General features: G+C 64.0%; 24 protein-coding genes and 7 tRNA genes. 12 read left to right on the top strand and 19 right to left on the bottom strand.

Going from position 1 to position 24,189, the window contains the following annotated elements:
- From secD to HF989_RS02325, 13 genes are all read right to left on the bottom strand, one after another.
- Complete coding sequence (gene secD / locus HF989_RS02385; RefSeq protein WP_168683761.1) at positions 1-1,926, bottom strand: protein translocase subunit SecD; 1,926 nt, start codon at positions 1,924-1,926, stop codon at positions 1-3.
- A 155-nt stretch (positions 1,927-2,081) separates the two neighbouring features.
- Positions 2,082-3,158, bottom strand: a complete 1,077-nt coding sequence (gene ruvB / locus HF989_RS02380; protein WP_168683760.1) for a Holliday junction branch migration DNA helicase RuvB — start codon at positions 3,156-3,158, stop codon at positions 2,082-2,084.
- 13 nt (positions 3,159-3,171) lie between these two features.
- Entirely contained in the window at positions 3,172-3,786 is a 615-nt protein-coding gene (gene ruvA / locus HF989_RS02375; protein ID WP_168683759.1) for a Holliday junction branch migration protein RuvA, read from the bottom strand.
- Complete coding sequence (gene ruvC, locus HF989_RS02370; RefSeq protein ID WP_168683758.1) at positions 3,783-4,316, bottom strand: crossover junction endodeoxyribonuclease RuvC; 534 nt, start codon at positions 4,314-4,316, stop codon at positions 3,783-3,785. Before ruvC ends, ruvA begins: the two co-directional genes overlap by 4 nt.
- Positions 4,317-4,426: 110 nt before the next feature.
- Positions 4,427-5,179 carry a YebC/PmpR family DNA-binding transcriptional regulator gene (locus tag HF989_RS02365; RefSeq protein ID WP_168683757.1) on the bottom strand — a complete coding sequence of 251 codons (753 nt, stop codon included), beginning with the start codon at positions 5,177-5,179 and terminating at the stop codon, positions 4,427-4,429.
- A gap of 77 nt (positions 5,180-5,256) precedes the next feature.
- Entirely contained in the window at positions 5,257-5,718 is a 462-nt protein-coding gene (locus HF989_RS02360; RefSeq protein WP_168683756.1) for a hypothetical protein, read from the bottom strand.
- Complete coding sequence (locus HF989_RS02355) at positions 5,709-6,794, bottom strand: glycosyltransferase (protein WP_168683755.1); 1,086 nt, start codon at positions 6,792-6,794, stop codon at positions 5,709-5,711. The genes HF989_RS02360 and HF989_RS02355 overlap by 10 nt, the downstream gene beginning before the upstream one ends.
- A 3-nt stretch (positions 6,795-6,797) precedes the next feature.
- Entirely contained in the window at positions 6,798-7,733 is a 936-nt protein-coding gene (locus tag HF989_RS02350) for a phosphatidylinositol mannoside acyltransferase (protein WP_168683754.1), read from the bottom strand.
- Positions 7,734-8,369 carry a phosphatidylinositol phosphate synthase gene (gene pgsA / locus HF989_RS02345; RefSeq protein ID WP_168683753.1) on the bottom strand — a complete coding sequence of 212 codons (636 nt, stop codon included), beginning with the start codon at positions 8,367-8,369 and terminating at the stop codon, positions 7,734-7,736. It lies immediately after the preceding gene.
- On the bottom strand, positions 8,362-9,003 hold the full coding sequence (locus tag HF989_RS02340; RefSeq protein ID WP_168683752.1) for an ATP adenylyltransferase: 642 nt from the start codon (positions 9,001-9,003) through the stop codon (positions 8,362-8,364). The genes pgsA and HF989_RS02340 overlap by 8 nt, the downstream gene beginning before the upstream one ends.
- Positions 8,963-11,017, bottom strand: a complete 2,055-nt coding sequence (gene thrS / locus HF989_RS02335; protein ID WP_168683751.1) for a threonine--tRNA ligase — start codon at positions 11,015-11,017, stop codon at positions 8,963-8,965. The genes HF989_RS02340 and thrS overlap by 41 nt, the downstream gene beginning before the upstream one ends.
- 212 nt (positions 11,018-11,229) lie before the next feature.
- A complete protein-coding gene (locus HF989_RS02330) occupies positions 11,230-11,817 on the bottom strand; it encodes a copper resistance CopC family protein (protein WP_168683750.1) in 588 nt (195 codons plus the stop codon).
- Between the two features lie 388 nt (positions 11,818-12,205).
- Positions 12,206-12,277, bottom strand: a tRNA-Val gene (locus HF989_RS02325).
- A gap of 244 nt (positions 12,278-12,521) precedes the next feature.
- Between HF989_RS02325 and HF989_RS02320 the strand changes: the two genes are divergently transcribed.
- The 9 genes from HF989_RS02320 (at position 12,522) to msrB (ending at position 15,536) form a co-directional block, all read left to right on the top strand.
- Positions 12,522-12,597, top strand: a tRNA-Gly gene (locus HF989_RS02320).
- Between the two features lie 19 nt (positions 12,598-12,616).
- Positions 12,617-12,688 (top strand) — tRNA-Val (locus HF989_RS02315).
- Positions 12,689-12,722: 34 nt separating this feature from the next.
- A tRNA-Gly gene (locus HF989_RS02310) sits at positions 12,723-12,798 on the top strand.
- Positions 12,799-12,839: 41 nt separating this feature from the next.
- A tRNA-Cys gene (locus HF989_RS02305) sits at positions 12,840-12,913 on the top strand.
- 16 nt (positions 12,914-12,929) lie between these two features.
- A tRNA-Val gene (locus HF989_RS02300) sits at positions 12,930-13,001 on the top strand.
- A gap of 43 nt (positions 13,002-13,044) precedes the next feature.
- Positions 13,045-13,120: transfer RNA gene (locus HF989_RS02295), tRNA-Gly, on the top strand.
- Positions 13,121-13,157: 37 nt separating this feature from the next.
- Positions 13,158-13,841 (top strand): dihydrofolate reductase family protein, encoded by a 684-nt coding sequence (locus HF989_RS02290; protein ID WP_168683749.1) that lies wholly within the window; start codon positions 13,158-13,160, stop codon positions 13,839-13,841.
- A gap of 28 nt (positions 13,842-13,869) precedes the next feature.
- Positions 13,870-15,126: a glycosyltransferase family 87 protein gene (locus HF989_RS02285; RefSeq protein ID WP_343033521.1), complete on the top strand. Its 1,257-nt coding sequence runs from the start codon at positions 13,870-13,872 to the stop codon at positions 15,124-15,126.
- Positions 15,123-15,536: a peptide-methionine (R)-S-oxide reductase MsrB gene (gene msrB / locus HF989_RS02280; RefSeq protein WP_168683748.1), complete on the top strand. Its 414-nt coding sequence runs from the start codon at positions 15,123-15,125 to the stop codon at positions 15,534-15,536. Before HF989_RS02285 ends, msrB begins: the two co-directional genes overlap by 4 nt.
- Before the next feature lie 21 nt (positions 15,537-15,557).
- Here the strand turns inward: msrB and hemQ are convergent, their stop codons facing one another.
- Positions 15,558-16,259 (bottom strand): hydrogen peroxide-dependent heme synthase, encoded by a 702-nt coding sequence (gene hemQ / locus HF989_RS02275; RefSeq protein WP_168683747.1) that lies wholly within the window; start codon positions 16,257-16,259, stop codon positions 15,558-15,560.
- A gap of 129 nt (positions 16,260-16,388) precedes the next feature.
- Between hemQ and HF989_RS02270 the strand changes: the two genes are divergently transcribed.
- Together HF989_RS02270 and HF989_RS02265 are read left to right on the top strand one after the other, a co-directional pair.
- Positions 16,389-17,027: a DUF3000 domain-containing protein gene (locus tag HF989_RS02270; RefSeq protein ID WP_168683917.1), complete on the top strand. Its 639-nt coding sequence runs from the start codon at positions 16,389-16,391 to the stop codon at positions 17,025-17,027.
- Between the two features lie 11 nt (positions 17,028-17,038).
- The gene (locus tag HF989_RS02265) at positions 17,039-18,244 is read left to right on the top strand and encodes an HRDC domain-containing protein (RefSeq protein WP_168683746.1); all 1,206 of its coding nucleotides are present in this window, start codon (positions 17,039-17,041) and stop codon (positions 18,242-18,244) included.
- Here HF989_RS02265 and dxs read toward each other — a convergent pair.
- The 4 genes from dxs to dut form a co-directional block, all read right to left on the bottom strand.
- Complete coding sequence (dxs, locus tag HF989_RS02260; RefSeq protein WP_168683745.1) at positions 18,241-20,154, bottom strand: 1-deoxy-D-xylulose-5-phosphate synthase; 1,914 nt, start codon at positions 20,152-20,154, stop codon at positions 18,241-18,243. The two genes, HF989_RS02265 and dxs, sit on opposite strands and share 4 nt — an antisense overlap.
- Before the next feature lie 106 nt (positions 20,155-20,260).
- Positions 20,261-21,520 carry a class I SAM-dependent RNA methyltransferase gene (locus tag HF989_RS02255; RefSeq protein ID WP_168683744.1) on the bottom strand — a complete coding sequence of 420 codons (1,260 nt, stop codon included), beginning with the start codon at positions 21,518-21,520 and terminating at the stop codon, positions 20,261-20,263.
- A complete protein-coding gene (locus tag HF989_RS02250) occupies positions 21,521-22,489 on the bottom strand; it encodes a DUF3710 domain-containing protein (RefSeq protein WP_168683743.1) in 969 nt (322 codons plus the stop codon).
- Between the two features lie 73 nt (positions 22,490-22,562).
- Positions 22,563-23,018: a dUTP diphosphatase gene (gene dut / locus HF989_RS02245; protein WP_168683742.1), complete on the bottom strand. Its 456-nt coding sequence runs from the start codon at positions 23,016-23,018 to the stop codon at positions 22,563-22,565.
- 119 nt (positions 23,019-23,137) lie between these two features.
- Here dut and HF989_RS02240 point away from each other — a divergent pair, with 119 nt between their 5' ends.
- Positions 23,138-23,674 (top strand): DUF3093 domain-containing protein, encoded by a 537-nt coding sequence (locus tag HF989_RS02240; RefSeq protein ID WP_168683741.1) that lies wholly within the window; start codon positions 23,138-23,140, stop codon positions 23,672-23,674.
- Between the two features lie 79 nt (positions 23,675-23,753).
- Here HF989_RS02240 and HF989_RS02235 read toward each other — a convergent pair whose 3' ends face one another.
- The gene (locus HF989_RS02235) at positions 23,754-24,047 is read right to left on the bottom strand and encodes a DUF4193 domain-containing protein (RefSeq protein ID WP_168683740.1); all 294 of its coding nucleotides are present in this window, start codon (positions 24,045-24,047) and stop codon (positions 23,754-23,756) included.
- Positions 24,048-24,189: the final 142 nt, after the last annotated feature.

Here is a 24,189-nt window from a genome sequence, read left to right as displayed (position 1 = left end):
CTAGATCTCCTCGTTCGTTGCAACCGGCTGGGGCGCTTGCGTATCGACGGCATGCTGTTTGCCACCGGAGCTGACCCGCGCACGGCGCTCTTGGGCCGTTGCAAACGCCTTGCCCATGCCGTTGGCCGACGGTTTGGCCCAGAAGCGGTTGCGAGACGCCATGATCAGCAGCGGGGCGGTAACCAGGAAGGTGACCACCAAGTCGAACACCGTGGTCAGCCCCATGGTAAACGCGAATCCCTTCACGTCACCGACGGCCAAGAAGTAGATGATTACCGCCGCAATCAGGGTCACCATGTTGCCGGTGATCACTGTGTCCTTCGCCCGCTCCCAGCCAGATGCCGTAGCGGAGCGGAAGGTCTTGCCCTTGCGCACCTCATCCTTGATGCGCTCGTAGATCACGATGAAGGAGTCGGCGGTCGCGCCGATGCCAATGACAAGGCCTGCGATACCGGAGAGGTCCAGCGAGTAGCCGATCCAGCGGCCGAGCAACACCAAGGTCCCGTACACGAGCGCACCAGCTGCGACCAAGGAGGCTAGTGAGATCAGGCCGTAGAGGCGGTAGTAGGCGAAGACAAACAGGGCAACCAAGATGAGGCCCACGACGCCGGCGTAGAGACCCGCCTTCAACGATGCCTGGCCCAGTGACGGCGGCACGGACATGGCAGTTCCGCCGGGCTCGCCGTTCTCCCCCGCAAAGGACAGCGGCAACGCACCGTAACGCAGGTTGTTGGCCAGGTTCTCCGCCTCCTCCTGGGTGAAGTCGCCGGTGATGGAGGTCGCGGACCCGACCGGGGTGGCCCCCTGAATCACGGGCGCGGAAATGACCTGTGAGTCCAGCGTGATCGCAATCTGCTTCTGCAGCATCTCGCTGGTGAGCCGCGCCCACGTCTCGGACCCGTTGGGCTGGCCAGCCTGGCTAAAGGCGAAGCTGATCTCCATCTGGCTGGACTGCGGGTTGAACCCGCCGGTGATGGAGCGGGAGGTGTCGATCTGCTCGCCGGTCAGACGCGGGCCCCTCTCGTCGGTGACCCCGTTGAGCAGGGGCACTTCGTCGAGCAGGAGTGCCTGGCCCGTGGCCGGGTCGCACGCCACCAGCGGGAGTTCTGCCTTATCCGATCCCGCGAGCGGGTCGGTGATCTGGCCCGCGCAACGCGCCGACATAAGCGTCAACGCGGCGAACTGCTCGGTCGGGTCAACGGACTGGCGCGTCCTGCGAAGCATGTCCGTCGTCTCCTGGCGGCGCTCCGCGGCTTCGACCGGGCCGTTCGGCTCCGGCAAAGGCGTCGCCGTCAGCTTCGGTGCGTCCGCCGGCTCAGCGGGCTGCTCTTCTTCCTGAGGGGCGACGTCCTTGCCCTCTTGGGAGCCTTCCTCCGCCGCCTTGGCAGCGTTCTCGGCTTCCTTTTCAGCGGCCTCTTTACGCGCAGCGAGCTGGTTAAGTACGGCCTGCCCCTCCTCCGGGGAGAAGATCCCGTATTTCACCCACTCGTTGGCCATGTCCAAGATGGCGTCGTCGACCTTTGCGGGGTCTGCTGCTGGCGGATCGAGCACCGGGCGGAAGAACAGCTGCGAGGTTTGTCCGATGTTGCGGATTTCCGCCGTGTCGTCGCCTGCTGCCTCGATAACGATGGTGTTGCCGTCGACGACGACGGAGGCTCCCGTCACGCCCATGCCGTTGACACGGTTTTCCAAAATGTTCCGCGCATCCTCCAGCTGCTCGGACGTCGGCTCGTCGCCCTGCGGGACCAAAGTCACGCGCGTTCCGCCCTGCAGGTCGATACCGAGCTTCGGTTCTGCCGTCCTGTCGCCGGTGAAAAAGACGAGGGCGTAGACACCGATAACGATGAGGGCGAAGAACGCAAGCGCCCGGGCGGGCCAGCGCTTCTTCCCCCGCACATCGCGGGACCGCCGAGTGTTGCTGGACACTGAGCTGACTCCTCTGCTTTCCGAGCTCCAATTTTCCGCTCCACCAGCGCCCCGGCGGCGGTGAATCGGCGCACGTAACGGGCGTACCGGTGGAGGCACAACGGATCATGCTACGGCATTCACCCGTGCACCCGGCAGACCGGCCCGCGCGGTACCTAGGAGAAGGAGATTTGCCCCGGCGCCTCCGGGGGCGCCTGCAAGCCGAGATGGTTCCAGGCAGCTGCGGTGGCGACCCGGCCGCGGCCGGTGCGCGACATCAGTCCGGCCCGTACGAGGTACGGCTCGCACACCTCCTCAATTGTCCCGGGGTCTTCCCCGACCGCGATCGCGAGCGTGCCGACACCAACCGGGCCACCGCCGTGGCCGCGGATCAGCGAATCCAGCACAGCGCGATCGAGCCTGTCGAGTCCGCGTTCGTCCACGTCGAACACCTTCAGTGCCGCCCGCGCCGCTTCGAGGGTGACGTGCCCGTTGCCGTGCACATCGGCCCAGTCCCGCACGCGCCGCAGCAGACGGTTTGCGATGCGGGGCGTGCCACGGGATCGCGACGCAATTTCCACCGCGGCATCGGTGTCGATGCGGACACCGAGGATCGTCGCGGCACGGCTGACCACCTTCGTCAGGTCATCGACGTCGTAAAACTCCATTTGCGCCGTGAAACCGAATCGGTCGCGCAACGGCCCGGTAAGCATGCCAGCCCTCGTCGTAGCTCCGACGAGGGTGAACGGCGGGATCTCCAACGGGATGGAGGTGGCCCCCGGACCCTTGCCCACAATCACGTCGATGCGGAAATCCTCCATTGCCATGTAAAGCATCTCTTCAGCAGGCCGGGCGATGCGGTGGATCTCATCGATGAACAGCACGTCGCCTTCCATGAGGTTGGAAAGCATCGCGGCGAGGTCCCCCGCACGCTCGAGTGCGGGACCTGAGGTCATGCGCAACGACGTACCTAGTTCCTGCGCCACGATCATGGCCATAGTGGTCTTTCCCAGACCAGGTGGGCCGGACAAAAGAATGTGGTCTGGCGTCACACCGCGGCTGCGCGCGCCTGCGAGGACCAGATTGAGTTGCTCGCGCACCTTTGGCTGGCCGATGAACTCGCCGAGCGACTTCGGCCGCAGCGAGCGCTCAATGTCGTGCTCGTCTGCTTGCGCGTGGGCATCGACCGGCGATACCTGCTTCGCGGCGAATCCCTCCGGCAGCTCAAACTCTGTCTTTTCCACATCCGACACGGAAAGCGCCTCCCTACTTCTTGCCCAACTGGCTCAACGCTCGGCGTAGCAGGGCCGAGGCTGATTCCCCCGGCTCCGCTGCCACCAGCGCGTCGACAACGGGCCGTGCGGTGCGCTCCTGGAATCCGAGGCCCACCAGCGCCTCGACCACCTGTTCAGAGGCGAACGACGCCCCAGCGGTAGTGCCCGACGGCCCCGGAGCGGCAGAAGTGTCCGCTGCGGCAGTGAACGGATCTACCTTGTCTTTCAGCTCCAAAGCGATTCGCTCGGCCATCTTTTTGCCCACGCCGGGAATTGTCTGGATCGCCTTTACATCCCCAGCGGCGATATGCGCCGACAATTGGCCTGGCTCGAACACCGAAAGGGCTGCCAGGGCGAGCTTGGGCCCGAGACCTGAGACCGTTTGAAGCTTGTGGAACATCTCGCGTGATTCCGCGTCCGCGAAACCATATAAGGTGACCCCGTCGTCCTTGACCACCATCGAGGTCAGCACCCTGCTGCGCTCCCCTCGGGCCAGCCGCCCCAGCGTCGACGGGGCGGCGAGGAACCGGTACCCAACCCCAGAGCACTCGATCACTGCGTGGTCGAGGCCGATGGAGAGCACCTCCCCATGTAACGAATCAATCATTGGTTTGCCGCCTTTACCGTGAGCTGGTTCGTTCGTGCGATAAGTGGTGCGCGCCAGCAGTGGCACACCGCAATAGCGAGGGCGTCCGCCGCGTCCGCAGGCTTCGGCGCTTCCGACAGCCCGAGAATCCGCGTGATCATCGTAGTCATCTGTTTCTTGTCCGCCCGGCCGTTGCCAGAGATGGCTTTTTTCACTTCGGAAGGGGTGTACATGTGCACGGGGATGTCACGCTCGGCCGCGGCGAGCACCATGACGCCGACTGCGTGCGCCGTGTGCATGACGGTAGAGACATTGCCCCGTTCGAAGATTCGCTCCATAGCGATAACATCTGGCCGGTAGTCGTCGATCCACTCGCCCACTGCGCGGGAGATCCGCAGCAGCCGTTCCGCCAGCTCTGCCGTAGACGGGGTGCGAACCACGCCGACCGCAACGGGAAAGATTTGGCGGCCGCGGCCCGCTTGGACCACGGACAGGCCGCACCGGGTCAAACCGGGGTCGATGCCCATTACTCGAAGGCCTTCAGCCGGCATCGGTTCCTCCCTTCCGCTCGTGCGCCCTCTGTAACACATATGTTCTACCACACGGGGCAGATGAAAAGCCCGCGCCGCAGGCGGCGGCACGGGCTCAACGTCGGTGAACGCTAGTCTTCCAGCTGCGCGGCGACTTCGTCCGAAAGGGTCATGTTGGTGTAGACGTTCTGGACATCGTCAGAGTCTTCCAGTGCGTCGATGATGCGCATCATTTTCTTGGCACCGTCCACATCCAGATCCACCTGGACGTCAGCGCGGAACTCCTGGCCTGCGTCTTCAATCTCGATGTTCTCGCCCGCAAGCGCCTCACGCACTGCCGGCAGATCGGTCGGCCTGCATGTGATCTCGAATTCCTCGCCCAGGTCGTTGACCTCTTCGGCACCCGCATCAAGCACCGCCATGAGGACGTCGTCTTCGCTCAAGTCGCCCTTCTGAATGGTCACGACGCCAGTGCGCTCGAACATGTAGCCGACGGACCCGGACTCGCCCAAGTTTCCGCCGTTCTTGGTCATGGCGGTACGCACCTCAGTTGCCGCCCGGTTCCGGTTGTCGGTCAGGCACTCAATGAGCACGGCCACGCCGTTGGTGCCGTACCCCTCGTACATGACCGTCTCCCAGTTTGAGCCACCGGCTTCCTCACCCGAGCCACGCTTACGCGCGCGCTCGATGTTGTCGCCCGGAACGGAGGCCTTCTTTGCCTTCCGGATCATGTCGTCGAGGGTGGGGTTTGCCGCAGGATCGCCGCCGCCGGTGCGCGCCGCGACTTCGATGTCCTTAATCATCTTCGCCCACAGCTTCGACCGCTTTGCGTCGTTTGCGGCCTTCTTGTGCTTCGTGGTCGCCCACTTTGAGTGGCCCGACATAACGCACCCCTTTTCCTCGGTTGACGTGTCGTTGACGTATAACAGAGCGCATTATACGCACCGGTGCAAGCGTCCCCCTACTGGTCGCCCTGCACGAACTGGGGCGGCGCCGCCGTGCCTCCCAGCTGCAACGCGCGCACCAGCGGCCTGGAACTCAGAGCCCACGTATCTTCCACCGCATCGTTGTAAAAGCGCAGCGCCAGCGACACCCGAGTGTTTGCATCCTGTAAGGGTGCTGGCTCCCGGCGCCCGCCGGCTCTCTCACGCAGCACCTGCACGAGACAGGCTTCCTGCTGCATCCTGCTTTGGAGGTCCGTCGGCGTGAGCCGGGTGCGCTCCGTTTCTCCAGCCAGCACCCCAAGCTCCCGATATACCGCGGCGACCACCGCGCACCGGCGATCTAACGCGGCCTGAAGCGCATCCCGCGACCGGTCGAGGCGGATATGCAACCGGTGGAGCCGCTGCGCCGTGCTGTACGCCCATGCCGCAAACAGCGTGAGGAACACCGCCGCCAGGACGACCAGCACGTTCAGTACCATGCTTCCACCCCGACCTTCTCTTCTACCGACACCGCCTCGTACACGTGGAGTACTTGACGGGCCACCACAGACCAGTCAAAGTGGCCCGCCCGCCGGCCGCCGGTTTCGGCAAGCCGGGTGCGCAACGGGACGTCGTCGATAAGCAGCTGCAACTGTGCGGAGAGCGCCGCCGCATCGCCGGGTGGGAACAGCAAGCCCGCATCCTCGCCGCACACGGCGGCGAACGCAGGGATATCGCTGGCCACTACGGCGCACCCCGCAGCCATCGCCTCCACGAGAACAATGCCAAAGGACTCACCGCCGAGGTTCGGCGCGACGAAGATGTCGGCACGGCCCAAGATCGCTGCTTTTTCATCCTCGGTGACTCGGCCGGTAAATTCCACGCCCTCTACAACACGCTGGGCGCCTGCCCCGACAACTGTGACTCGGGGCCGCTGCGGCAGCATCGACACAGCGCGCAGGAACACGTCCAAACCTTTCCTCGGCTCATCCAGGCGGCCCAAAAAGACCACTTCCACAGCATCTGACGTGTTGCTTCGACGAGCTGCCGCGAACCGAGCCGTGTCCACGCCATTCGGAATGATCACGGGATCGGTGCCCACCTGCTCGGCTTGCCAGCGCCACGCTTCATCACTGACCGCGATACCGGCGCGGATTTTTTCCAGGCTTCCCCGCAGCGCCGGAAGAGCCAGCTTAAGCGCGTAAGAGGATGCGGCAGAGGCGTGATACGTCGCGACGATCGGTCCGGTGGCCATGCGCACCGCCGCCATGGAGTAACTCGGCGAATTCGGCTCGTGGACGTGGAGCACGTCAAAGTCGCCGCCTTCGATGAACTGGCGGGTGGTGCGGCGCACTTGGGGCCCGAACGAGATGCGAGCGACCGACCCGTTGTAGCGCACCGGCACGGCCGGCCCGCCCGGGGTCACCCACCGGGGCAGCTCCGCGCGCGGTAATGCCGGGCCAAGGACTTGCGTTTCGTGGCCCATCCCGCGCAACGCAGCTGCCAGGTCAAGGACATGGGCTTGAACTCCGCCCGGTGCGTCGAAGGAATACGGGCACACGAGACCGACTCGCACCGGCTACCTCCCCGCCGCACGCTGGCGCTGCTCGAACTCCTTGCGGCGGCTGGGTTTGGGCGCATCCGCCGGCCACAGCGGCTGAAGCATGTGCCAGTCCGCGGGATGCGCCGCGATATTAGCCGCGAACGCGTCCGCCACCCGCTGCACCGTCTCATCCAGCGTGGTCACCTTCACGGGTGCCGACACCCGCATACCCCACCCCGGGTCGCGGCGGGTGCCGGTGAACCAGGAATGCGCCACGAGCAACGGCGCCCCGGTATCTAGCGCAAGCTTCGCGGGCCCGGCCGGAAACGTGGTCGCATCGCCGAAAAACGACACCGGCACACCCGCGCGGGTGAAATCGCGCTCTCCCAGCAGACACACGATCCCGCCGCCCTCAATCACCTCTTTGAGCCTCACGTACGGTGCGCGAGCGGCGCCGCTGAGCGGCACGACCTCGAAACCCAGCGTCTCCCGGAACTCGACGAATGCGTTGAACAGTGCCTCGGGCCTAAGCCGCTCAGCAACGGTGGCGAACTGCCCGTAGTGGGCGACCAGCCACATGCCGGCCATGTCCCAGTTCCCGGAGTGCGGCAGTGTCAGCACCGCGCCCTTGCCACGCGACAGCGCGGCGTCGAGGTGGTCACGCCCCTCCAATCCCGCGGAAAGCTTGCTGTCCAACGCTGGATCCCCTGCGAGGCGCGGCAGCCGGAACGCCTCCAACCAATAGCGCGCGTACGAGCGCATTGCATCCTGTACGAGCTCGCGCGTGACGTGCTCTGGCCCAACCACCCGGGCCAGGTTGCGCCGCAGCATTTCCATACCTTCCCCGTCGTCTGAGACGCGGTCCGCGGCCCATTGGGCGGCCAGCGAAGTCAGTCCGGCGGGCAGCGCGCCGGCAATTTTCCAGCCGGCGATATAACCCGCGGCCGTGAGCCGCTCATGCGCGGAGGTCATTTACGCCCCCGCCGGCGGCGCGATGCGGCTGCCCGCCTTTTCGTCGCGTTTGGCCAGCAGCAGCCGTTGCACCACGGTGATGACGGACCCGATCAAGAGAATCCAGAGGGAGACCACCACAGCGTGCGGCACACCGAAGCCCTGGAGTGCAAGGCCTCCCAACCCCAGGATAAGCCGCTCCGGGCGCTCGATTAAGCCGCCCACAACGGTCAGCCCGCCCGCTTCACCACGCGCCTTGATATAGCTGATCGTCTGGGACAAAACGAGTACCGCCAGGCACACAGCAACGTTCACCGGCGCGGCGCCTTCGACATAAATGAGCCACATGGCGATCGCAGCGAACAACGCACCGTCCGTGAGCCTGTCGCAACTCGCGTCGAGCGTGGCGCCAAACGCGGTGCCGCCGCCGCGAAGGCGGGCCATTGTGCCGTCCACCATGTCGAAGGCCGCGAAGAACAAGCTCAGCACCGCAGCCAACACAAGGTGGCCGGTGGGAATGAGCGCCACCGAGCTGAGCACCGTCAACGCCGTGCCGGCAATCGTCGTCGCGTTCGGGGTCAAGCCGATCTTCAGCAGCCCCTTCGCCAATGGCTCCACCACCACTGCGGCGGGTTTGCGGCCGTGCACGCTAAGCATCACTGTCACCTGCCTCCAGTAGGTCGACCTCGCGCCAGCCGTCGGCAAGCAAGGCCCGAGTATCCCGCAGCAGTTGCGGCAGGACCTTCGTGCCACTGATTACGGTCATGAAGTTCGAGTCACCCGCCCATCGCGGCACAACGTGCAGGTGCAGGTGGTCGCCGACAGACCCGCCGGAGGCCTTGCCTAGGTTGAGACCGACATTGATGGCTTCGGGCTTAGAAACGCGCTTGAGCGTCTTCACCGCGTGCTTGGCAAACGCCATGAGCTCGGTTGTCTCAGCATCGGTGAGCGCCTCCAGCTCCGCGACCTTACGGTACGGCACGACCATCAGGTGCCCTGCGTTGTACGGGTACAAGTTGCACACGGCATAGACGGTCTTGCCACGCGCGACAATCAAACCGTCCTCGTCGCTCAATTCCGGAATGCGCAGGAAGGGATCGCCTTCGCTTTCCGACGATCCTTCGGCCTCCTCGCCGCCATCCCCCGCCTCGCGGCCCGGCATGGAGGCGATGTAGCGCGAGCGGTACGGCGCCCACAGACGGGTGAGGCGATCTGGGTCGCCCACACCGGCGTCGGCGTAGGTATCGCCGCTAGTTTCGGATTGCAACGGTTTCCTCGCTGGGTTGCTCATTGCGTTTCGCGCTGATCCACTCACTGATGGTTTCCACAGCTTCGTCCACCGGAACGCCGTTGATCTGGCTGCCGTCCAAGAAACGGAAGCTCACCGCGTTGGCCTCCACGTCCCTCTCGCCGGCAAGCAGCATGAACGGCACCTTCCCCGTGGTGTGGGTGCGGATCTTCTTCTGCATGCGGTCATCGGAATGGTCGACCTCGGCGCGAATTCCGCGCTCCCGCAGCTTTTCGATGACCCCCTCCAGGTGATCGCCGAACGCGTCCGCCACCGGGATGCCCACCACCTGGTGCGGTGCGAGCCACGCCGGGAACGCACCTGCGTAGTGCTCCAGCAACACGCCGAAGAAGCGTTCAATGGAGCCGAACAGCGCGCGGTGGATCATCACCGGCCGCTTCTTTGAGCCGTCGGACGCGGTGTACGTCAGGTCAAAGCGCTCGGGCAGGTTGAAGTCCAGCTGCACGGTGGACATCTGCCAGGTGCGGCCGATGGCGTCGCGAGCCTGCACGGAAATTTTCGGGCCGTAGAACGCCGCGCCTGCCGGGTCCGGCACGAGCTCGAGGCCGGACTTCTTGGCCACAGACTCGAGAATGGCAGTCGAGCGTTCCCAAATTTCATCGTCACCGATGTATTTGTTGGGGTCCTTAGTGGACAGCTCTAGGTAGAAGTCATCCAACCCGTAATCCTGCAGCAGGGAGATGATGAACTCCAGCACGCTGGTCAGCTCCTCTTCAAGCTGATCCTCCGTGCAGTAGATGTGAGCATCGTCTTGCGTGAAGCCGCGGGCGCGGGTGAGGCCGTGGACCACGCCGGATTTTTCGTAGCGGTAGACGGTGCCGAACTCGAACAGGCGAAGCGGCAGCTCGCGGTAGGAGCGGCCACGCGAGTCAAAGATGAGGTTGTGCATCGGGCAGTTCATCGGCTTGGCGTAGTAGTCCACCGGCTGCTTGGTCACATTGCCGTCCGCATCCACCTCGCCGTCCAACTTCATGGGCGGGAACATGCCGTCGGCATACCAGTCCAGGTGGCCCGACTTCTTAAACAGGTCACCCTTGGTCACGTGCGGGGTGTTCACAAAGGAGTAGCCCGCAGCCACGTGGCGCTCGCGCGAGTGCTGCTCCATAGTCATGCGCACGATGCCGCCGTCCGGGTGGAACACCGGGAGGCCGGAGCCGACTTCGTCCGGAAAGGAAAACAGGTCCAGCTCGTTGCCCAAACGACGGTGGTCGCGCTTTTCGGCTTCCTCGAGCATGGTCATGTACTCGTCAAGCTTGTCCTTGGACTCCCAGGCGGTGCCGTAGACGCGCTGCAGACCCGCGTTGTTCTGGTCGCCACGCCAGTACGCCGCGGAGGAACGAGTGAGCGCAAATGCGGGAATGTACTTGGTGGTGGGCACGTGCGGGCCACGGCACAGGTCATGCCACTCCACCTCGTTGGTACGAGGATTGACGTTGTCGTAGTGGGTCAGCTCACCCGCGCCCACCTCGGTCGCCTCGTCCGAGTCTGGGTCAACACTGCCCTTGTCTTGGATCAGCTCGAGCTTGTACGGCTCGTCCTTGAGATCCTCGGCTGCCTCCTCCGCAGACGCGTAGACGCCGCGGACAAACTTCTGACCCTGTTTGATGATCTTCTTCATCCGCTTTTCCAGCGTCTTCAGATCCTCGGGCGTGAACGGCTGTGCGACATCGAAGTCGTAGTAAAAGCCGTCGTTAATGGCTGGGCCGATGCCCAGCTTCGTGCCGGGAAATTCCGCCTGGACAGCCTGGGCGAGTACGTGCGCACAGGAGTGGCGGATCACGGAGCGGCCAAGCTCGGTGTTGGCAGGCACCGGGAGAAACGTGGCAGTCGCATCAGGGACGTGGGATAGATCCTTCAGGTCGCCTGCCTCATCCTGGACGCACACGATGGCGTCCTCGCCCTTGTTCGGCAGGTTCAGCTCCCTCATGGCCGCGCCGACGGCGGTTCCGGCGGGAACCTCGAACGGCGCGAATTCGACTGCTGCTGCGGTGGACATATTCGTCGTGCGCTCCTTTGCGCGTCACTGGGCTGCGGCATACCTGGACGCAGCCCATCATCTATGTTCTCTCCCGACGGCTCAGGTAGCTCGCCGGGCCATAGGGATCCTACCTGTGCTGGCCCAGCATCACAGTCTCGCCCCACGAGCGGGGAGCCGCCCGCCGCTACCCGGCATCTAGGCGCAAAGGGGCTGCGACTATGCTTGTCTTCCTACTCGGCCTCGTCCTGAGCAGTGGCCGGGTTCCGGCGGCCCCTAGCCAACGCAGCCGCTGCCGCACCCCCAATAACCAGGACACCCAGCAATGCCAGTAGGACTTTCGCAGGCGTCCCCATCCCCTCGGCGTCGTCGGATGCCGGCTCGTCGGTGGTGTCCGCAGCAGCCTGGTTCTCTTCGGCTGGCGCTTCATCCGGTGCGAACGTGAAAGAAGTTACGCCTTTCGTCGCGTGACCATCCGACGACACGATCTGGTAGCCGACCGTGTACTCACCCGGCTGAGCGTCCACATCGTTAGGCACGTCCAGTGTGACCAAGCGCCCCTCCACTGCCGGCTCACCCGTATAAACCACCTCGGACTGGCCATCGACCTCGCGTGAGATTGCCACGGTGTTGAAGCCCTCCTGCACCTCCCCGGAGAATTCCAGGGTGACCTCGTCCGGGAACTCGTGCACAACACTGCTGTCTTCGGGAACCGCACCGACGACCGAGTCATGTGCAAGAGCTGGAGCTGCTGCCACGAGCGAGCCTGCTGCAGCCGCTGCTACTACCGCCCCCCGTCGCATTGCTGTCGGAATGAGCATGAAGCCTCCTTAGGTAAAACATCCACGCCGGCTGGCGCTAGATGCAGTAGTCGTTTCTCCAGCCACGCTAGTTCCCACCGGGCCCGCCCCAACATTGTTATCAGGGCCACGTTTATCCACGCCCAGAACCGGCGTGGAAGCGCGCACTCCCGTTTTGATTGGACACGTACTGACACCCCGCTAAACATGGCAATGCGGCCACACGCAGGGAAAACCCACTTTTGATCGGTCAAACCCGGCAGTTTGGCCAGCGGCTGCCACTTGACCATTCCCTGACGCCGGCGAGCTACGTCGGCCTTGACTGGCCGGCTCTCGCCGCATTGATCACGACCGATGGAAACAAGAAGAAACCCCAGTTCAAGTGCAGCCTGGGGTTTCCTCGATCTTGTGGTCCTAGCTGGGATCGAACCAGCGACCTTTCCGGTGTGAACGGAACGCTCTTCCACTGAGCCATAGGACCGAACGAGGTGAAACACTACACGCCGCACCCGAAAGAACCGAATCCGCTGGCCATTACACCAATTGAGCCGCGATAAGTAAGCCGCGGCAACCGCATGACAAGAGCCCCCCACCCTCCCCGGGAATCACAAGGATGCAATTCTTAAATAGTAGGAGGAAAGTGGTGGTGACGTGGCGATTTGTAAGGAGGGCGTGGTGCGGATAAAGTTTGTTCTCGCATTCAACGCGGACAGCGTGGAAAGCTTGCGGATGTAGCGCAGTTGGTAGCGCATCACCTTGCCAAGGTGAGGGTCGCGAGTTCGAGTCTCGTCATCCGCTCCAGTTCCATCCAGGAACGTGGGCGCGTTTAGCTCAGCGGGAGAGCGCTTCCCTGACACGGAAGAGGTCACTGGTTCAATCCCAGTATCGCGCACAGAGGGTATGCCCCTCGCAAACTGAATAGCAATGCGGATGTAGCGCAGTTGGTAGCGCATCACCTTGCCAAGGTGAGGGTCGCGAGTTCGAGTCTCGTCATCCGCTCCAAGTACTTCGGGGCACACCGGATACTTAGGAGGTAACTCCACGGTGGATTGGTCGAGTGGTTAGGCAACGGTCTGCAAAACCGTGTACACGGGTTCGATTCCCGTATCCACCTCCAAGCTGTCACTAGCCTTGCGCGATTAGCTCAGCGGTAGAGCACTACCTCGACACGGTAGGGGTCACTGGTTCGATCCCAGTATCGCGCACCGGAATCCTTGCTGGATTCCTATGCAAACGAACGTTTGCACTGCGGATGTAGCGCAGTTGGTAGCGCATCACCTTGCCAAGGTGAGGGTCGCGAGTTCGAGTCTCGTCATCCGCTCCATTAAAACCCCGGCCAGTGCGGGGTTAACCTTTTGCACATGATAAACGCAAAGGACATTCTCGGCCCCGTGCGGGCGCCCGATCAGCAAGAAACCCGCGCGGCAATGGTAATGACGCTATTCGGCGCATTCGGCCGGCACGGCACCTCCAGTGCCCTCGGCAACGACCTTGATTCCTCGTTTCTTCAAAAGCTGCGAGCTTGGGCGGACGTCGTACTGGTCTCCGCTTCTACCGCCGCCGCCGAAGGTTACGGCCCCGCCGAGACGCCCATCGCTTTGCTCACCCGCTCACTCAACATCGACCCTTCACTCGGAGTGTTCTCAGGCCGCGACGCGATCATCGCCTGCCCACAGCAGTCGCTTGACGACGTCGATCTCGCGCCCAAGCGCGCTACCCTCCAAGCCGCCGGTGCAAAATTTGTTTCCACTGGGGCCGGCTCCGCCCCAGAAGTAATTGAAGCTCTTCACCGGGAGGGTTTTCACCGTATAGCTTGCGAGGGCGGGCCGAGTGTGTACGCGGATCTCATCAGTCACGATCTACTCGACGTTTGCCATGTCACTCTTGATCCGTCCGTAAGCGCCGACGACGGCCCTTGGGGTCTCGCGCAGGTCGATCGTCAGCCCTCCTTCTACCAGCGCTACTTTCTGGAGGCTGCGCTCTCAACTGAGGACGACAACGACTCGATGCTCTTCCTCCGCTACCGGAGCGTGCGAGAAAGCTAACGACATCGTGGGCGGTACGGTTAGGCGCGTGATTGCTACCCCGCCGCCACGAAGTGTCCGTGAAGTACCCGAGACCGAGTCAACCGCTGAGCAGGCCCAGTCGGCCGATGAGCGCACACGCCTCGCACCGGCGATTGCGGCTGCCGCATGGCCTGTCGCGGTGCTTCTGGTCCTACACCGGCTATTCATTCTCGCGCGCGCGGGATCGGTGACGGACGATTTCACCACGGTGTGGTCCGCCACCCGCCGCTTCATCGACCGGGTGCCGGTGTACGACGAGGTCTACAGCCACGTCAATCCGCACTACTTGTATAACCCGGGTGCGACACTGCTGCTGTCGCCTTTGGGGTTAATCTCGGACATCAACCTGGCGCGCCCGCTGTTCATCGCGGTGAACGCGGCGTGCATCATCGCCGCTCTGGCCTGGCTGACCAAAATCACAGGCCGCCCGCTGTCCGGCCCTATATTTCCCGTCGCTATCGCGCTGGCGTTTTGCACAGAAGCCGTGACAAACACACTGGTGTTTTCCAACATCAACGGCGTCCTCCTGCTTGCGCTGGTAGCGTTCATCGCCTTACTACTTGCCCGCCGCGACATAGCCGCGGGTGTGGTGCTGGGTTTGGCCATCTTGGTCAAGCCGATGTTCGCGCCGCTGCTGGTGTTGCCGCTCCTACAGCTGCGCTGGCGCCCCGCGCTCGGTGCTCTCGGTGTCCCGGTAGCGATGAACCTTGTTGCGTGGCCGCTGACTCCCGGCGCCCGCGATTACCTCGACGTCGTCGTGCCGTATCTCCGCATCACGCGCGACTACGCCAATTCGTCCCTGCCGGGCTTCGCCGTCTACTTCGGCATGCCACCGTGGTCGCAGGCCGTCTTGTGGTCGCTTCTGGCTGCTGCCGTCGCCGGGGCGGTTCTCGGTCTCGCCCGCTGGCGCCAAACGGACGAGCTGCTCTACTTAGCGGCCGGTTCGGGTGTGCTGCTCGCCGGCGTGTGCCTCCTGTCATCGCTCGGACAGGCGTACTACTCGATGATGCTATTTCCGGCGTTATTTACCGGCTTCCGCCAAGACAGTCCGATGCGGTCGTGGATTGCGTGGCTTGGAGCCACACTGTGCTTGTCCCCGCTGGATTGGGTCAGCGACGAACACCCGCTCTTCGGAGGCTGGCTCAACACGTTTCTGCCTACCCTCGGATGGGCCGTTTTCATCGTTTCCTGCGCGGCGTGGGTATTGTCGAGAACACACAAGAGTGATACCTCAACGACCAGGACGGAAAGGACTGTGCGATGACCGAGCAGACCCCGAACTACAAGGATTTCACCGAGGCACAGTGGCGCGAAAAGCTCTCGCCGGAGGAGTTCCGCGTGCTGCGCGAAGCAGGCACTGAGGCTCCCGGAATCGGCGAATACACCGACACCACAACCGAGGGTGTCTACCGCTGCCGCGCCTGCGGAGCCGAGCTGTTCCGCTCCACGGAAAAGTTCGACGCGCACTGCGGCTGGCCCTCCTTCTTCTCGCCGCTCGCAGGTGACGCGATCATAGAGCGCGAGGACACCTCACTGGGCATGATCCGCACCGAGGTGCTCTGTGCCAACTGCGGTTCCCACCTCGGTCACGTCTTCGCCGGCGAGGGCTTCGACACCCCCACCGACCTGCGGTACTGCATTAACTCCATCTCGCTCACCCTCGACGAGGCGTAAGCAGCCCCTTGACGACGTTACCTACGGCAGGACCTCGATGATCTCCGCGATGTCGCTGACTCGGCGCCCAGTCTGGAACGGGATCTCTTCCCGAACGTGGAGACGGGCCTCGGTGTAGCGCATCGTCTTCATCAGCGATTCAATCCGCTCCAGCGTCGGAGCCTCGAACGCCAGCATCCACTCGTAGTCGCCCAGGGTGAACGCTTCGACGGTGTTCGCACGGACGTCGGCGAAATCGCGCGCGGCCATGCCGTGCTCCGCGAGAATGCGGCGACGCTCCTGCGGGTCCATGACGTACCAGTCATAGGAACGAACGAAGGGGTACACGGTAATCCAGTCGCCCGGTTCCTCGCCCATGATGAAGCTGGGCAGGTGGGATTTATTGAACTCCGCCGGGCGGTGCAGACCGTTTCCAATCCAGCTCAGCTCCACTTTTTGGCCGAGCGCGGTCTCGCGGCGGAAGTCTGCCAGCGCCTTCTGCAGGTGTTCAAACTCCTCAGCGTGCCACCAAATCATGAAGTCGGCGTCTGCACGGATACCGGTGTTGTCGTAGATGCCGCGGATAGCCACAACGCCCTCCCGTTCCAACTCGGCGAAGAAGGCGCGAGCTTCGTCGATAAGCTGCCCGCGCTCGGTGCCGAGTGCGCCGGGTACCGCGCGAAACACCGCGAACTGCAGGTAGCGCTGCGTGGCGTTGAGCTTGTCAAAATCGAGCTTGGCCATGGTGAATACCCCTTTCCTGCCATGCGGCAGATCAAACGAAAGACGTACTCCACTCTACGCCGTCGGCGGCCGCCCCCCACGGCGCGCCTCCCCCAACGTGGCCGCTTGCTGGATACGTTTGAGCCTGTGATGAACTCGGACTCCACCTCCACATTGTCTGCCGACGGGGCGGGCGAGAACAGGGACGACCACGCCCGCGACGATTCTTGGCCGGCCGAATTCAGTGCCGCCGTTGAATCCATGCACGCGGCGCGCCTCCGGCCCGAGATCACGCTGGGCACGATCCGCCCGCCCCAGCGCCCCGCACCGTTTAGCCACGCCGTGGGGCTCGAGGTGGCACACGCTAACGAAAACGATGTGCCTGTGGATTCGGAGGGTGACGCCTTCGGTCGCCTCATTCTCCTGCACTCCCCCGCCGCCGAAGAGGCGTGGGAAGGCTCAATGCGTTTGGTGGCCTACATTCAGGCCGACATGGACGACGCCGTAGCCTCCGACCCGTTGCTTCCGGACGTGGCGTGGCAGTGGCTCAACGAATCCCTAGTAGAGACCGGAGCGAGCCACACCAACCTCGGCGGCACGGTGACATCCACTGCGTCTGTGCGTTTCGGCGAGATTGGCGGGCCTCCCCGCGCGTACCAGTTGGAGATGCGCGCGTCGTGGACTGCTGAGGGCACGAATTTGCAGCACCACGTGGAAGCGTTTTCGAAAGTACTCGCCCACGTTGCCGGCCTGCCACCGGAAGGTGTGACGCAGCTCGGCTCGCGCTAAATTTTCTGGGTATGAGCGGCCGCATTGACTATCGCCTTGTAGACACCCCCGACACGTTTGTTCACGCGGCGGAGGCTCTGGAGCGCGGCCGCGGCCCGTTCGCGGTGGATACCGAACGAGCCTCTTCCTTCCGCTACGGCGAACGCGCCTTTCTAGTGCAGGTGCGCCGCCGCGGGGCGGGGACATTTCTCATCGCCCCCGAGGGACACCGCGAGGCTGCGCGGGCAACATTCGCGCCCGTGCTCAACGACGCTGAGTGGATCATCCACGCTGCGGGTGAGGACCTGCGCAGTCTCGCCCTGTTGGGCTTGCACCCCGGCGTGCTGTTCGACACGGAGCTCGCCTCCCGCCTCGCAGGCTACAGCCGGCCAAACCTCGCCGCCATGGTGGAGCGCTTTGTGGGCGTTGAGCTGGAAAAGGGCCATGGCCACGAAGATTGGTCGCGCACGCCTCTGCCCGAGCCCTGGCGGGAATACGCGGCGCTGGATGTTGAGTACCTCCACGAGTTAGCCGAGGCGCTCACCGAGCTTCTCGACACTGAAGGCAAACTGGGCTGGGCCCATCAAGAATTCGGGCATCTCATTGAAACCCACTCGCTGACGCCCCGGCCGGAGAAAACGTGGCGCGACCTCAAGGGGCTGTCCGCGCTGCGCGAGCAATCCAGCCTGCAGGTGGCGCGGAAACTATGGCAGGCGCGCGAGGAGCTAGGGAAAACGCGCGACGTGTCGCCCGGGCGTCTGTTGTCCAACCGGGCGCTCCTTGACATCGCGCGCACGCGACCCGCTACGCCCCACGAGCTTTCCAAAGCCGCCGGACGGGTTACGTTCTCACCCCGGGACTCGCGACGCTGGCTAAGCGTCGTGGACGAGGCACTTGCCTCCGACCCCGCCACGTGGCCGCAGCGACACGCGCAGCGAACCGATGCAGTTCCGTCAAAGTCGGGCTGGGAACGGCACTACCCGGACTCGTGGCACATGTTGCAGACGTGCCGGCAGGAGATAGCGGCCACCGCTGAAGCGCTGGACATCCAGCCCGACATCCTGCTCGGCCCGGCGCACCTGCGCGAGGCGGTGTGGCATTCACCCGAGCACGGCCCGGCGTGGGACACGCACCAAGCGGCCGGTGCGCTACGGACCACGGGTGCGCGCCCGTGGCAGGTCGACATCACCGCGCCGATTCTGGCCGACGCCCATGCCGAGAGGGTCGCGGCGGACTAGTCCTCCAAACTGCGCGCCCACTCGCGCACTTGCGCGGCGGCAGAGACAGGATCCAGCCCGTACTGTTCCAAAATTTCGGTGCGTGACGCGTGCAGCGGGAAGACGTCGGGGAACGCGAGGTGCCGCACTGGCACGTCCAGTTCCGCTGCGGCGACGGCCTCGGCGACCGCGGAGCCGACGCCCCCTCGCACTACGCCGTCTTCGTAGACAACTACCAAGTCGGCCTGCGCGGCCTCGTCGATCACGCTGGGCGACACTGGAATGACCCACCTGGGGTCCACCACGGTTGCGCGGATACCATCCGCCCGCACCGCCGCGGCGACATCCAACGCGTACTGCGAGAAAGCGCCGACAGCGACGATGAGCACGTTGAAGTCGTCGGACTCTTCCTCTCCGGGGCGAGCGAGGACATCCACGCCGCCTTCCAACCGCTCCACGGCGTCGATGTCTGGGCCGGCTGCGCCCTTGGGGAAGCGCACGACCGTAGGTCCGTCGTCAACCGTGATCGCTTCTGCGAATTCCTCGCGCAGCCGTGCGGTATCGCGGGGCGCGGCAATGCGAATCCCAGGCACTATCGACGCGATAGCCATGTCCCACACGCCGTTATGGCTGGCGCCGTCGGAGCCAGTGACTCCGGCTCGGTCAAGGACGAGGGTGACTGGCTGCCCGATAAGGCCGACATCCATGAGCAGCTGGTCGAAGGCGCGGTTGAGGAACGTAGAGTAGAGGGCCACCACGGGGTGCAACCCCCCCAGTGCCATACCGGAGGCGGAGGCCACCGCGTGCTGCTCCGCTATACCGACATCGAAAAATCGGTCCGGAAACTGCTCTGCAAACGGCTGCAAACCGGTCGGGCCCGCCATCGCGGCAGTGATGGCCACGATGTCGCTGCGTTGATGCCCCGCCCGCAGCAGCTCCTCGGTAAACACTGCAGTCCACCCCGGTTCGGACTTCGCCAGCGCCTTGCCCGTCACCGGATCGATTGCCCCAGTGGAATGCATTTGGTCGGCGAGGTTGTTAACCGCGGGCGCGAAGCCATGGCCCTTCTCGGTGACTACGTGGACGATGATCGGGCCGTCGTGACGCTTCGCGTACTTGAACGCGTTGAGCAGGCTCTTGATGTCGTGGCCCTCGACCGGGCCCACGTACTTCATGCCTAGCTCCGGAAACATTTCGGTGGGCACCACTTGATATTTCACGCCTTCTTTCAGAGCGTGCAGCGCGTCAAATGTGCGCTCTCCGACCCACCCCATGGATTTCAGGGTTTTCTTGCCCGATTCCATGACTTCGTCGTACGCCGGCTGCATCCGGATGGCCGCAAGCTGATCGCGCAGCTTGGTTAGGTTGTCGGCGAAGCCTCCGATCGTCGGCGAGTACGACCGCCCGTTATCGTTGACCACGATGACGACATTGCGGTTCGCTGTGGCGATGTTGTTCAGGGCCTCCCAGCACATCCCGCCAGTGAGTGCGCCGTCGCCGACGACCGCTACCACGTTGTCCTCACCGCGGCCGGTCAGCGCCTTCGCCTTCGCCAAACCGTCCGCGTACGACAAAGACGCGCTCGCATGGGAGGACTCAGTCCAGTCGTGCTCGGACTCGCTGCGCGCGGTGTAACCGGACAGGCCGTCTTTTTTTCGCAGGGTGTCGAACTGTCCAGCCCTGCCCGTGAGGATCTTGTGCACGTACGACTGGTGTGAGGTGTCGAAGATAATCGGGTCGTGTGGCGAGTTGAAGATGTAGTGCAACGCGATGGTCAGCTCAACCACGCCCAAATTCGGCCCAATATGACCGCCGGTTGCTGAAACCTTTTGGATCAGCAGCTCGCGGATCTCAACCGCCAGGTCATCGAGTTGCGCGGGAGAGAGCTTGCGGACATCGGACGGCGTTGCGATGTGCTCGAGCAGTGCCACGGTCCTGTCGTACTCCTTCGCAATAATGGGCCTGCGTAGCACAGGCCACCCGGGCGTAACGTTCTCAGTAGTCTACACGCCGGGCACCGCGCCCCGATCCGGCACGTCACGCGCGTTCTAGCGCGGCAATGACTTCGAAATGGTGGGTATTCGGGAACGCGTCGATAAGCTTGAGCCGCGTTACTGCATAACCGCGATTGCCAAAGCCAGCGAGATCCCGCGCGAACGTTGCCGGGTCGCAACCGACGTGGATTACGCGTTGCGGCGCGGCGTCTGCAATCGCGTCCACGACATCTTGACATGCGCCTGCACGGGGAGGGTCCAGCACCACAAGACCCGGCTTCGGCAGCTGGCTCACCGTGGATGCAACGTCGCCGTGGTGCATGCGAACGTTGAAAGCGTCTGTCACCTGCTGTTCCCGCGCCGCGGCTGCATCTGAGTAGTCCACCGACTCAACGGCGCCGCCGCCGAGCGCGTCGCTGATGGCCGGGACGAACGCACCGACGCCGCCGTAGAGGTCCCACCCAACAGGTGTTGCGTATTCTCCCCTGCCCCAGTCAGCAATGGTGTCGGAGTACGCCTCGGGTGCTCGCACGTGCGCCTGCCAAAACGCCGTGGGCGGGAACACGAAGTCGAAGCCGCGCACCCGCTCGACCACTTTGCCGTCTCCTTCAAGCACCCGCTGCACCGCCTCAACCCGGCGCCCGCGCTGCGCCGCATGAGTCTGAACGACGTGGCGCTGCCCGTTCGCGTCTCGCGCGACGACGAGCTCTGCGCCTGGCGCAAACGCGCGCGCGTCCTCTCCGACTATGCCGTCGAGAAGTCCCGGGACCGGCTGGGTACACACGGAGCTTGCCACCACGTCAGCAGAGCGAGCGCGGCGCATCCCCGCCCTGCCCCGGCTGTCGATGCCGAGACGAACCCGTGTGCGCCACCCTGTGGGAGGGTCAAGTTGCGCCACTTCCAGGTGATCGAAATCGAAACCGGCGAGAACGCCCGAATGTGCCGAGAGCGCCCCGAGTTGGCCGAGCAGGATGTCGCGTTTGAAGCCCACCTGTGCATCCGGGCGGATGTGGGAGTAATCGCAGCAGCCCGCACCGGCGGCGGCAGCCGGACACGTCGGCTCCACCCTGTCCGGGGATGGCTCTCTCACCTCGACGGCATCCGCCCTGGCCCACCGCTTCTTCACCTTGGCGAGCGTCGCGTCCACAAGATCACCGGGCACACCGCCTCGGACAAACACCACGCGGCCGTCGGGGGCGTCAGCGATACCCTCTCCCCCGTGCGCCATGGCCCGGACCCGCAAACGCACGGATTGGCCTGCTTCGAGAGGCGCGGAGGCTGCTCCCTCAGACAGCTGCCCCATTTATTTGGCTGTCGACGCAGACGCGCCGCCCTCGTCCGTGTTCGCGCCGTTGGCGCGCTCTTCGCGTAGCTGCTGCAGCTGCTGCTGGTTGTCCGCATTCTGGGCGATGATCTGCTTTAACGCGTCGCTGAGCGCATTGGGGTTGCCGTTCGCGGGAGCCTGCGCCGCCTCTTGTGCCTGACGGGCCCTCGCTTCAGCCGCTGCCTGCACCTGCTGGGCCAACTGGGCCGGGAGCACCACCTGCAGCGAGTTGCCAGCCAGGACCGGATCCTCGCCACGGTAGACAAACGAGCGCGCGATTGTTTCACGTCCGGTTTCCGCGAGGGCCTGTTCAGAACCTGCCGGCGCCGCCAACGTCACGCGGTACAGCCAGCGCGGCCCCTCCACGCCGATGATGCGAATCACCCCGTTGGAACCAGTGCCGACAATCTCCTTGCCCCACGGGCCTTGCTGCACCTCAACCGGCATGCCCTCGGAGCGCATCCCCTGAATGATTTCCTCTGCGGACTGTTCCCACAACCCCCCGGTCCGCGGGGCCGCGAAAGCGACCGGCGTGATGCGACCGTGGCGCGTGACTACATGCACCATTTTGGGCCCCTGCTCTCCCATCTCCACCTGCACCTGGGATTCCTTCGGCAGCGGAACACGGACGGAGCCGAGATTGAGCGTGACGTCGGAGAAATCGGAAAAGTCAAAGTCCTCGATCTCAACGTTGTCGCCGTCGAACGGGCCGGTCGAGCCATTCACTGGGTCGTAAGTGTTCAGCACCTCGACGCCGGGGGCGAGCGGAAGCGAGGCAGTCTCCTGCTTCTCGACGAGCTCCGCGCCGGCCCCGCTTTCGACCTCCCCGCCCGTTTCTGGGCCACCAGCGGGTTCCGCCGCCAGCCCCTCCGTCGCGGGGGCAAGCGGTGTGGATTCTGCGGCAGCTTCATCTTGCTGCTTCTTCTTTCCGAACGGCCAGAACGCCATGAGCATCACTTCCTTACTGGTGGTCGCAGTTGCGTGTCATTCGTGCGTTTGCGGTTACACACTGTAGCCCGCGCTAGTGGGTTCCAGTGGAGCCGTACCCGCCGGATCCCCGTTCTGTTTCGTCCAATTGATCGACCTCTTCGAACTGCGCAAGCTCCACGCGCTGGATAACAAGCTGAGCGATGCGCATGCCACGGGCGATTTCGATCGCCTCAGTGCGGTCGGTGTTGAGCAGGCACACCATCAGCTCGCCCCGGTAACCTGCATCGATGGTGCCCGGCGTGTTCACGATGCTCAGACCATGTTTCGCGGCCATTCCAGAACGGGGGTGGATAAGGCCCACGGTGCCGATCGGAAGCGCGATGGCCACCCCTGTGCGCACCAGTGCCCGCTCCCCGGGTTGGAGAATGAGATCCTGCGCGGAGTACAGGTCCGCGCCCGCGTCCTCGGGATGGGCCCGCTTCGGCAACGGTAGTTCCGGGTCAAGCCGTTTCACCTGAATCGGCGGGATCGTGGCCCACTCTGACATTTCATGATCAGTACTGTGCTGTTCCACCCGGTCCACCCTACGTGACCGCTTAGACACAGCCTCGGCCGCGATTCCCGCGCAAATATGTCTGCGGGACGCTCCCGCCTATTGTAGGGGTCGTGAGTGAAACCGCGTCGACCCCTGCAAACCCCGGCGCTGCGGAGGCAGCGAACTCAAATGCGGCGGCTGAAGTGCTGTACACGGAGCGCCAGTGGGTGCCCTGGTACTGGTGGGTAGCTCTTGCTGGGCTCACGCTGCTGCTCGCGGGCCAGTTCGCCCTGAACCGCAACATCTGGTGGTTCATCGGCCCGCTCGTACTGTTTGGGGCACTCTTTTCCTGGTTCCTCCTGTGGCTCTCGCGCACCACGCTGACGGTTGAGCGAGATCCGGACGGCACCCGGTGGTTGAGCGTCGACGACGCCAACCTCCCCGACACGGTCGTCGCGCGTTCGATGGTGGTCCCGGGCTCAGCCCGGCAAAACGCGCTTGGACGTCAGCTGGATCCAGCGGCGTTCCTGGTGTCTCGCCCTTGGGTCAGCGAGCACGTTCTCATCGTGCTGGACGACCCCGATGACCCCACCCCCTACTGGCTCATCTCCGCGAAACACCCGGAAGACGTACTCGCCGCGTTTGCGCCCGGTAGTGAAGCAGCGTAACGCTGCGGCTCTGTTACGACTAAAGGGCGGCACCACCGTTGCAGGTGGGCCGCCCTTTGGTCGTCGATAGGCGTCTTGCTTACTCGCAGTCGAGGCAGATCTTGGATCCGTCGTCCTCGGTGTATGCGAGGCGGTTGTTCTTCTGCACCAGGAAGCACGACGCGCAGGTGAACTCGTCGTCCTGGCGCGGCTTGACCTCCACATTGAGCTCCTCGCCGGAAAGGTCCTGGGTCGGCGGCTCGACTGGCTCGACGATCTCACCGTCGTCATCCATGCTGCTGCCAGCTACCTCAGCGGCCTTGAGACCTTCCAGTGAATCGGTCTCAATCTCGTCGTCCATCCGGCGGCGCGGCGCATCGTAATCGGTGGCCATGGTGGTGTGTCCTCCAGCTCAGGGTGATTGCCCCAGAAAGGGCCTGAAAGTCGTCAGTTGAGCGGAATACTAGGGGATACATATAGCCCTGTCACCTTCCCAGCTCAGGCACTGAAAAGAATGCTTCGGGCGCGAGGTGTCG

Origin of the sequence: Corynebacterium mucifaciens, assembly GCF_012396315.1 — a bacterium.
Taxonomy (GTDB): Bacteria; Actinomycetota; Actinomycetes; order Mycobacteriales; family Mycobacteriaceae; genus Corynebacterium; species Corynebacterium mucifaciens.
Note: the sequence above shows the minus strand (reverse complement) of the source record. Positions and strands in the feature narration are given on the sequence as shown.

Bases quoted from the DNA above. Each gene is read 5' to 3' on its own strand.
- ruvA (WP_168683759.1), bottom strand. From the start codon at position 3,786: ATGATTGATTCGTTACATGGGGAGGTGCTCTCCATCGGCCTCGACCAC.
- ruvC (WP_168683758.1), bottom strand. From the start codon at position 4,316: ATGCCGGCTGAAGGCCTTCGAGTAATGGGCATCGACCCCGGTTTGACC.
- HF989_RS02365 (WP_168683757.1), bottom strand. From the start codon at position 5,179: ATGTCGGGCCACTCAAAGTGGGCGACCACGAAGCACAAGAAGGCCGCA.
- HF989_RS02360 (WP_168683756.1), bottom strand. From the start codon at position 5,718: ATGGTACTGAACGTGCTGGTCGTCCTGGCGGCGGTGTTCCTCACGCTG.
- HF989_RS02350 (WP_168683754.1), bottom strand. From the start codon at position 7,733: ATGACCTCCGCGCATGAGCGGCTCACGGCCGCGGGTTATATCGCCGGC.
- pgsA (WP_168683753.1), bottom strand. From the start codon at position 8,369: ATGCTTAGCGTGCACGGCCGCAAACCCGCCGCAGTGGTGGTGGAGCCA.
- HF989_RS02340 (WP_168683752.1), bottom strand. From the start codon at position 9,003: ATGAGCAACCCAGCGAGGAAACCGTTGCAATCCGAAACTAGCGGCGAT.
- thrS (WP_168683751.1), bottom strand. From the start codon at position 11,017: ATGTCCACCGCAGCAGCAGTCGAATTCGCGCCGTTCGAGGTTCCCGCC.
- HF989_RS02330 (WP_168683750.1), bottom strand. From the start codon at position 11,817: ATGCTCATTCCGACAGCAATGCGACGGGGGGCGGTAGTAGCAGCGGCT.
- HF989_RS02290 (WP_168683749.1), top strand. From the start codon at position 13,158: ATGATAAACGCAAAGGACATTCTCGGCCCCGTGCGGGCGCCCGATCAG.
- msrB (WP_168683748.1), top strand. From the start codon at position 15,123: ATGACCGAGCAGACCCCGAACTACAAGGATTTCACCGAGGCACAGTGG.
- hemQ (WP_168683747.1), bottom strand. From the start codon at position 16,259: ATGGCCAAGCTCGATTTTGACAAGCTCAACGCCACGCAGCGCTACCTG.
- HF989_RS02270 (WP_168683917.1), top strand. From the start codon at position 16,389: ATGAACTCGGACTCCACCTCCACATTGTCTGCCGACGGGGCGGGCGAG.
- HF989_RS02265 (WP_168683746.1), top strand. From the start codon at position 17,039: ATGAGCGGCCGCATTGACTATCGCCTTGTAGACACCCCCGACACGTTT.
- HF989_RS02255 (WP_168683744.1), bottom strand. From the start codon at position 21,520: ATGGGGCAGCTGTCTGAGGGAGCAGCCTCCGCGCCTCTCGAAGCAGGC.
- HF989_RS02250 (WP_168683743.1), bottom strand. From the start codon at position 22,489: ATGGCGTTCTGGCCGTTCGGAAAGAAGAAGCAGCAAGATGAAGCTGCC.
- dut (WP_168683742.1), bottom strand. From the start codon at position 23,018: ATGTCAGAGTGGGCCACGATCCCGCCGATTCAGGTGAAACGGCTTGAC.
- HF989_RS02235 (WP_168683740.1), bottom strand. From the start codon at position 24,047: ATGGCCACCGATTACGATGCGCCGCGCCGCCGGATGGACGACGAGATT.